This is a genomic window from Mesorhizobium sp. M2C.T.Ca.TU.002.02.1.1 (genome assembly GCF_003997225.1).
The window spans coordinates 1-8,520 of sequence record NZ_RZTO01000200.1; the positions used below are offsets into that span (position 1 = coordinate 1).

General features: G+C 61.9%; 8 protein-coding genes. 3 read left to right on the top strand and 5 right to left on the bottom strand.

All coding sequences use genetic code 11. From position 1 onward, the window contains the following. From EOD07_RS13270 to EOD07_RS13280, 3 genes are all read left to right on the top strand, one after another. The coding region (locus EOD07_RS13270) for a substrate-binding domain-containing protein (RefSeq protein WP_127235774.1) at positions 1–811 on the top strand (811 nt) is incomplete at its 5' end. Positions 812–963: 152 nt separating this feature from the next. Beyond that, positions 964–2,586: a chaperonin GroEL gene (gene groL, locus EOD07_RS13275; RefSeq protein ID WP_127235775.1), complete on the top strand. Its 1,623-nt coding sequence runs from the start codon at positions 964–966 to the stop codon at positions 2,584–2,586. A gap of 54 nt (positions 2,587–2,640) precedes the next feature. Further along, on the top strand, positions 2,641–2,850 hold the full coding sequence (locus EOD07_RS13280; protein ID WP_127235776.1) for a hypothetical protein: 210 nt from the start codon (positions 2,641–2,643) through the stop codon (positions 2,848–2,850). Between the two features lie 72 nt (positions 2,851–2,922). On the opposite strand, the gene EOD07_RS13285 is transcribed toward EOD07_RS13280, so the two are convergent. From EOD07_RS13285 to EOD07_RS13305, 5 genes are all read right to left on the bottom strand, one after another. Then, a complete protein-coding gene (locus tag EOD07_RS13285) occupies positions 2,923–5,472 on the bottom strand; it encodes a cation-translocating P-type ATPase (protein WP_127235780.1) in 2,550 nt (849 codons plus the stop codon). A 71-nt stretch (positions 5,473–5,543) separates the two neighbouring features. After that, a complete protein-coding gene (locus EOD07_RS13290; RefSeq protein WP_127235777.1) occupies positions 5,544–6,380 on the bottom strand; it encodes a universal stress protein in 837 nt (278 codons plus the stop codon). A gap of 45 nt (positions 6,381–6,425) precedes the next feature. Next, positions 6,426–7,253 (bottom strand): universal stress protein, encoded by an 828-nt coding sequence (locus EOD07_RS13295; protein ID WP_127235778.1) that lies wholly within the window; start codon positions 7,251–7,253, stop codon positions 6,426–6,428. A gap of 117 nt (positions 7,254–7,370) precedes the next feature. After that, positions 7,371–7,511, bottom strand: a complete 141-nt coding sequence (locus tag EOD07_RS38515; protein WP_245470112.1) for a hypothetical protein — start codon at positions 7,509–7,511, stop codon at positions 7,371–7,373. Positions 7,512–7,761: 250 nt separating this feature from the next. Then, on the bottom strand, positions 7,762–8,520 hold a 759-nt coding region (locus EOD07_RS13305; protein ID WP_127235779.1), incomplete at its 5' end, for a PDZ domain-containing protein.

Sequence of the window (8,520 nt, forward strand, 5' to 3'; positions counted from 1 at the left end):
GGTCATCGACTGCGCCTTCGATGTCGACAGGCAGGTCGCCGAACTGCAACGGCTCGCCACCGAACCGGTGGACGCCGTCATTTCCATCCCGATCGGCAGCGCCAGGGCGGCCGATGCCCATCGCGCGATAGCGGCGGCGGGAAAGAAGCTTCTGCTGCTCGACAATGCGCCGACCGGCATGCTGCCGGGCAAGGATTACGTCAGCGTCATTTCCACCGACAATTTCGGCCTCGGACAGATTGGAGCGGAGCTGCTCGCAGGGCACGTGGCCCCGGGCGGCACGGTTGGCGTTCTTGCCTATGGGGTGGACTTCTTTGCCACGCATGAGCGCGAGATCGCTTTCCGCAAATGGATGGCCACCCATCGGCCGGATCTGTCCCTGGTGCGCGGCAAGTTCGCCGATGTGACGCAGGCCAAGGCCGCGACCGCCGGCCTGCTGCAGGGAAACCCCGATCTGGCAGGCCTGTTCGCTGTGTGGGACGTGCCGGCGGCCGGCGCCATCGCCGCGATCCGCGATGCGGGAAGGACGATCCCGATCACCACCGTCGACCTTGGCAATGACGTGGCGGCGGACCTGGCTGCCGGTGGCCTGATCAAGGGCATCGCCGCGCAGCTGCCCTATGATCAGGGCGTCGCGGTCGGCATCGCGACGATCCTCGGCCTTCTCGATCGGCAACCGCCACCCTGGATCGCCCTACCTGGACTTGGCGTCACTGCCAGCAACGTGGTGGAGGCCTATCAGGTCGTCTGGCGCGCACCAGCCCCTGCCGCCTTGCTCAAGGCCCGCAAGCCACGAAAGACCATGCCTTGACGGCAAGATGAAAGAGCGGAACCGAAAGCAGCGTCGACATTGATCCTGGTCAACGCGGCAGACATGTCCGCCGGCAGCGCAATTGATGCGCATCAAAGCCGGTCGGCGACAACGCGGCTATGTAGATCGGTCTTGCAGTCCTGGAGACCACCATGGCTCACAAGCAGGTATTGTTCCGCTCGGCAGCACGCGAAAAGATCCTTCGCGGCGCGACCCAACTTGCCGATGCCGTGCGGGTGACGCTCGGCCCACGCTCCAAATCGGTTCTGATCGAAAAGAAATGGGGCGCCCCAATCGTCTGCAACGATGGGGTGACGATCGCCAAGGAGTTCGACCTGAAGGACCCGGAAGAGAACCTTGGCGCGCGCATGCTGAGACAAGCGGCCGAGAAGACCGGCGACATGGTCGGCGACGGTACGAGCACGTCGACCATCCTCGCCCATGCGATGTTCGCCGATGGTGTGCGCAATGTCGTCGCCGGCGCCAGCGCGATCGATATCAAGCGCGGACTCGACCGTGCGACCAAGCGAGCGATCGAAACGCTCCAACAGATATCGCGGCCGGTCTCGACGAGGCGAGAGAAGGAACAGGTGGCGACGATCTCCGCGCACAACGATCCGCTTATCGGCGAACTGATCGGTGAAGCCATGGAGAAGGTCGGCGGCGAAGGCGTCATCACGGTCGAGGAATCCAAGACCACCGAAACGGTCCTTGACGTGGTCGAAGGCATGCAGTTCGACCGCGGCTTCCTCTCGCCTTATTTCGTGACCGATACCGAGAAGATGGAAGCGGTGCTCGAAGACGCACTCGTGCTCCTGGTCGAGAAGAAGATCTCCTCTCTCAACGACCTCATCAAGCTGCTGGAGGCCGTGGCCAAATCAGGTTCGCCTCTGTTGGTGATCGCGGAAGATGTCGAAGGCGAGGCCCTTGCCACGCTGATCGTCAACCAGATCCGCGGCACGTTCAAGAACTGCGCCGTGAAGGCGCCGGGCTTCGGCGACCGGCGCAAGGCCATGTTGCATGACATCGCCGTCCTGACGGGCGGGCAGGTCATTTCCGAAGACATCGGCCTGAAGCTCGAGAACGTGACGGTGGCTCAGCTGGGGCGCGCCAAGCGCGTGGTCGTCGACAAGGACAACACCACCGTCATCGGCGGCAGCGGCGACCAGACCGCCATCAAGGGACGCGTCGAGCAGATCCGCCGCGAGATCAGCGACACCACCAGCGACTATGATAGGGAGAAGCTTCAGGAGCGGCTGGCCAAGCTCGCCGGCGGCGTGGCCGTCATCAAGGTCGGCGCACCGACAGAAGCCGAAATGAAGTCAAAGAAGGAAGCACTCGACGACGCCATCAGCGCCACCAAGGCGGCCGTGGCGGAGGGTATCGTGCCCGGTGGCGGACTGGCCTTGCTGCGCTGCATCGGCGCGGTCGCCGAGGAAGAAGCGCGTTGCGAAGGCGACGAGCGCACCGGTGTCCAGATCCTCAAGCGGGCGCTCGAAATGCCGGTGCGTCAGATTGCCGAGAATTCCGCGGTCGACGGCGGCGTGGTCATCGCCAGGATGATCGAAGGCAAGGGAAACTTCGGCTTCGATGCCGGCCGCAAGGAATATGTCGACCTGGTCGAGGCCGGCATCATCGATCCGACCAAAGTGGTCCGCATCGCCCTGGAAAACGCCGTCTCCGTCGCAAGTGTGCTTCTGCTGACGGAGGCGACCATGACCGAGATTCCGGGGCCGGCGAAAGAGCGCACGCTTGAACCGGAAATGCCGATGTAGCCTGCGCCAACGCCGGGAGTGAGGCAGGGCGCGCTACGAGAACAGGAGTTCAGGATGGCACAGAGAACCGACAAGATCGAGGTCGGCATGGATCTCGCCGTAAGATGTCGCGTTACCGGCACCTGGCAAGATGATCTTGGGGACCAATGGGTCAGAGTGCTCATCGAGGGCTATGACACGCCGATCAAGTTGAAGGCGGTCCACTTTTACCCCTTCGATGAGCACGATCAGCACGATAGTGCTCGCCCGGCTTTCGAGCCCTGAATCAGATCGCAGCCGAGAAACCTTGCCGCGTCGATCGCTGGCGTGGAAGAACAGAAAAATTGTAACCCATGGTCAGATGCGGAGTTGTTTTCGGCAGACGTGTTTGAGCGATTCCAGCAAACCAACTAAAGCAATAGCGGCAACCAGTGCTACGGTCACGCAGCTCAGATGCAGCTGGCCAAATTGGAAGAGAGCAGTCACGGGTGGATAGAGCAGCACCAGCCCAAGCACCAGCGTCTCTATTGCGATGACTGCCGCAAGCGCGCGATTGGGCCTTAGAAGAGCCGAGATGGGCGAAGCACTGTAAGTTCGATTGACCAAAACCAGCCCGATTATTGAAAATATGAGGGCGAAGAAAGTCAGGCCGCGGACCTCGCTTTCCGATATTCCGACGCGAAGGCCGAGCAGATAGACGGCAACGGCGGCAGCCAGCGCCAGCGCACCCTGAGCCAGGCTCCATGCCACCAATGGGCGCGCAAACAACGCTTCGTCTGGATCGCGCGGGGGCCGCTTCATTATATCTTCTTCCTCGCCCTCCGCTTCGAAGACAAGCGAGCAAACCGGATCGATCACCATCTCCAGAAATGCGATGTGAATCGGTCCGAAGAGAATGGGCAGGCCGAACAGCAGCGGCATCAGAGCCAGTCCTGCGATCGGCACATGCACGGCGAAGATGAAGCTCATCGCCTTTCGCAAATTGTCATAGATGCGCCGCCCCAGTCTGATTGTCTTGACGATCGAACCGAAGTCGTCGTCGAGGAGGACGATGGAAGAGGCTTCACGCGCGACGTCGGTGCCGCGCCCGCCCATGGCGATGCCGATATCCGCGGCCTTCAGCGAGGGAGCATCATTGACCCCATCCCCGGTCATCGCGACAATGTCACCGTTCGCTTTCATGGCGTTCACGATGGCCAGTTTCTGATCGGGCATGATTCGCGCGAACACGGTCGCCGTCTTGACCGTCCTGGAAAGGTCCGCCGCGCTCAGCGCTCGCAGATCTTCTCCCGTGACCACATGCGCGACATCCAATCCGGCTTCGTGCGCTATGGCCTTTGCGGTGGCGGGATAGTCCCCTGTGATCATAACCACGCGGATACCCGCCGACCGGCAAGACGCCACGGCGTCCCGAACCCCCGGCCGCAATGGATCGGCCAGCCCGACCAGGCCCATGAATTCGAAAGCAAAGCCAGTTTGCTCGTCGGCCAATCTGCCTTCCGCATGGCTCGCGCGTGCCACCCCCAGGACTCTTAGCCCCTCGGCCGCCATGGCATCAGCGTCTTTTCGGATCGAGACGACCCTTTCTGCGCTTAGGCGACAAAGCTTCAGGATCGCCTCTGGCGAGCCTTTGGCTGCGACGAGGCAATCCGGATCGCCCGCGTTGTTCCGCCAGACGTTCGACATCGCCAGCAGTTCCGGTCGGAGTCCATAAGAGCGAACCAGTTTCCGGTCGCTGATACCCGGACGCCTCGGCACTTTCTCTGCGGCCAGCTCGTAGAACGCCTTTTCCATCGGATCGAACGGAATCTCGTCACTGGCAAGCACTCCAATCTCGACCAGATCGTGGAAAGACTCTGGCATGAGGCTTGAGGCGTTCAAGAGCGAAAAGGCACCCCCGTTCGGGGTCCTCAACTCCGCAACGGCCATCTGATTCTTGGTCAGCGTTCCGGTCTTGTCGGTGCAGAGCACAGTCGCGGATCCAAGCGTTTCAATTGCCGCGGCTCGACGGGTCAGCACTCGCACCTGAGATATGCGCCAGGCGCCCATGGTCATGAAAATCGTCAGCACCATCGGAAACTCTTCGGGCAGCATCGACATGCCCAGGGCAATGCCCGCCAATATACCGTCAAGCCATCCGCCTCGCAGCCAGCCATACAGCAGCACCGCCAGCACGCTGACGGTGGTGCCGGCCAAGGCGAACAATCTTACAAGATGCCTTGTCCGCTTTTGCAGTCGAGGCGCCGCAATCTCTAAGTTGCTCAGCACCTGCCCGATTGCCCCGATTTCCGTTCGTGCTCCGGTTGCCACCACTTGACCGGTGCCGGAGCCGCGCACAACAAGCGACCCCGAAAATACAGCCGGAACGTCATCGCCGCCCGGCCGGTGTCTGGCCGTCCAATCTGGCGGCATGGCGGCTGCCTTTCTCACGGGAACGGATTCTCCAGTGAGCAAGGATTCGTCGACCTGAAGGTCACTGCTTTGGGTCAACAACAGATCGGCGGGGACACGGTCTCCCTCGGCAAGCAGGACGATGTCGCCACGCACGACCTCGCGACCGGCAATCCGCCTGCGTCGGCCATCGCGTACGACCAGGGCGCGGGGGCTTGTGAGATCGCGAAGGGCGTCCAAAACCCGCTCCGTGCGCGCCTCCTGGACAATCGTTATCGCAATCGACAAAGTGGCGAAGCACAGCAGGATCAATGCCTCCTGCAGATCACCGAGCAGTAGATAGACCGTGCCGCCGCCAAGCAAAAGCGCGAGCATCGGCTCACGCACGACCTCGACGGCAATTCTCAACGGTGAGCGGCGCCCGGATCTGGGTAGCTCGTTCGGGCCCTCGACCGCCAGCCTTGCCCGCGCTTCGGCCTCACCCAGGCCGACAGATGTCGCGGCACCCGGCCTCATTTGCTGGACTTGATGCTTGGTGGCAGCCGTCGGCATTCGCTCATGTCCAGAGGTTGGCGAGTGGGTCCGCCTTAGTGCGACATCAACACCGGCAAGCGCAGATCCGACAGTATCCCCTCGGTTGCCCCACCGAGCACAAAGTCTCGGATACGAGAATGGCCCCATCCGCCCATGACGAGGAGGTTGCCATTGATCCTCATGGCATGGTCCTCGAGCGCGGCGCCGATCTCGTTGTCACCGGCATGGATCCGCTCGGCCTTGGCAGGTAGACCTCGCGCCGCCAGGCCATGCGCCAAACGATCGCCGACATCTTCGTGAGGCAGAACTTTTTCATCCGTCACAGTGACGATCGATATCGTCGATGCCCGTTCCAGAAATGGCCGGGCATCGGCCACGGCTCTTGCCGCCACGCGGCTGCCGTCCCAGGCGATTACCACATGATCGAGCGTGCCGACATCTTCATCTCCCGGCAGAATCAAGGTCGGTCGGCCGGAACTGAACACGACCTCCTCCGCGGTCGCGCGGATCGACTCGGTATCGCGCATCCAACCCACCATGCAGACATCAAAATAGCGTCCCTCTCTGGCAGCGGTTTCCCCAATGAAGGCCGGCTGGGCTTTCAGCGCCTGGCTGGTCAGAGTGACTTTGCGTCGACCGGCTTCCACCGCGATGGCGTCCAGCAGAGCCTTGCCACAATTCCTGCTAGCCGCGTTGACCTCGCGAATCTTCGCGGGAAGGTCCAGCAAGAGGCTGGAAAATGCGTTCGAGACGTCCGGAATGTCGACATTGATGACCACCGCATCCAGAGTGGCGCCGAGTTGGTTTGCCACCGCCACCGCATTCGCGGCAACCTTCGGCCCTGGCGGATCCGGATAGGTCGGCAGGAGCAGGGATGTTAACAGCTGCATAGAGTTATCTCCTTCAAAGTGCGGGGCGCAGACTGCCGCAGCCCTTCAGTTCGACAGCAGCCTGTGGAACGAGCCTGAGCTGAGCAAGGATCGCGTCGCGCCGCCGAACGCCCATTCGCGAAACCGGCTATGGCCATAACCGCCGGCCACGATGAGATCGGCTCCGATCCGGTCGGCCTCGACGATGATGGAGTCGCCGACCGAGATTCCTTCGCCCTCAAACAACTGGGACCGGGCCTTCACACCGTGTTTCATCAGGAAGCGCACTACGTCCGCCGCGCCGTCCCGCGCGGCAAGCGTTCCTTCCTCGGCAGTGTTGAAGACGGTCACCTCCTTGGCATTGCGCAGGAAAGGCATCGCGTCGACCACCGCCCGCCGCGATTCGCGGCAATCCTTCCAGGCGACCATCGCCCTCTCGCCCTTGAAGGCTGCAAGGCCGTCGGCCGCAAACAGAACAGGCCTGCCCAAAGACAACACCAACGCGCCCGGGTCCACGGTTCGTTGGTAGTCGCCGGCAGCAGCCGCAATCGGCGCCCCGGTGATCACCAGATCGGCCGCGCGAGCATGCAGGGCAACGGCGCGCGTGGGATTATCGAGTTCCGCGCGCCATGACGCGCGCTCGTCGTTGTCGACGACGGCCAGGAACTCCTCCTTGAGCTTCTTGATGCGCTCCTCGATTTCGTGGGTTCGATAACGCAGAATCTCTGCCACCAGCGGGGAAGATTCGCTTGGCGACACCAGCGCGGAGGGCTCGGCCGCCACCACCGCGATGAGATCCGCTTCGAACGTCTTCGCGATCTGCTTCGCGAAAATCAGGCGCGGCGTTGCCGGAGCGTCGATGTCGAGCTGGACCAGTATCGTCGTGTAGATCATATCCGTACCTCATCAGAAGCGGCTAGATGAGCACGGTCGAAAACATCCTGGTTTGATGTGCATCAAAATCGGGGTGGCTAACTTGAGTCCATTGCGTGATCAGCAGGCCCAGAATACCTAATCATCGCCAGCGAATTTGCCGCGACCGGCCATCTCCAGCCCCTTGTCGAGTGCTTCCTCGAGGTTGTTTGAGTAGAGCGCAGTGTCTTCGAGCCCGCCGAAGAAGTTGATGCGAATGGTTTCGCCCCTCTTGCTCATGACGACCCCCGCCGCGCGAAGTCGTTCTTGAACAGCACGGTATGTGAGTTCCACTGATAGTCCCCTCAACTGCCTGACTGCGTGGTTACAACGCATAAGGAGGGTGGATCGGGATAGCTTTGACATGGGTCAATGGACCGATCAGCAACACGCGGGCTAGCCCCACAAGACCATCCGAGAGCATCGACCCACCCGGGTCGAGGCCGACAAGGAGGTCGCCGCATGACTATCGGATGCGCAGCACGCCTTTCTATGGAATAGCGACGTACTGAGTTCCGCCGGCGTGAAAAACCCCTAGCAGCAAGAGCCTGTCGAACCAACCCGCCGTTTGCACCACCTGCATTGCCGAGTGGACCGATTGCTGGCCGACGCTGACGATGAAGTCGCCAGCCACCAACCCTGCCGCTGCGGCGCTGCTTTCTGGATCGACGGCGACAATTTCGGCTCCATCCGTCTGTCCGTAGGCGGCAGATTCCGGAGAGATATCGGCCAGCACAACGCCCGACAGCAATCCCGTCCCTTTGACGAGCAATGTGCTGATCGTGTTCGCCTCCGCAAGCTGCACGGTCAGTTCCAGGGACGTGTTCTTCCGAACGATCGAGAGTCTGGTTTTTTCGCCGACCCTGAGCGCGCCAATGGCGGTACGAAGCCCGGTGGCACTGTGGATCGGCCGCCCATCGACCGCCACCACGACGTCGCCGGCAAGGACGCCGGCAGTGCTCGCAGAGGAGCCCTCGATGACCTCGCTCACGAGTGCGCCGGCCGTGACCTTCGATTTCAGCGCTTGCGCAAGCAATGGGGTGAGATCCTGTATCAGTATGCCCAGTTCCCCGCGCCGGATCGTCCCATGAGCAATCAACTCTCCCATGACCTGCTTCGCCATGTTGATGGGGATCGCAAAACCGATGCCGACATTGCCGCCGGCCGGACCGACAAGAGCGCTGTTGATGCCCACCACTTCGCCGCGGAGATTGACCAGCGCACCGCCCGAATTGCCTGGGTTGATGGA

What these genes read in the sequence shown, in the direction of transcription:
- groL (WP_127235775.1), top strand. Translation starts at nt 964, where the DNA reads ATGGCTCACAAGCAGGTATTGTTCCGCTCGGCAGCACGCGAAAAGATC.
- EOD07_RS13280 (WP_127235776.1), top strand. Translation starts at nt 2,641, where the DNA reads ATGGCACAGAGAACCGACAAGATCGAGGTCGGCATGGATCTCGCCGTA.
- EOD07_RS13285 (WP_127235780.1), bottom strand. Translation starts at nt 5,472, where the DNA reads ATGAGGCCGGGTGCCGCGACATCTGTCGGCCTGGGTGAGGCCGAAGCG.
- EOD07_RS13290 (WP_127235777.1), bottom strand. Translation starts at nt 6,380, where the DNA reads ATGCAGCTGTTAACATCCCTGCTCCTGCCGACCTATCCGGATCCGCCA.
- EOD07_RS13295 (WP_127235778.1), bottom strand. Translation starts at nt 7,253, where the DNA reads ATGATCTACACGACGATACTGGTCCAGCTCGACATCGACGCTCCGGCA.
- EOD07_RS38515 (WP_245470112.1), bottom strand. Translation starts at nt 7,511, where the DNA reads ATGAGCAAGAGGGGCGAAACCATTCGCATCAACTTCTTCGGCGGGCTC.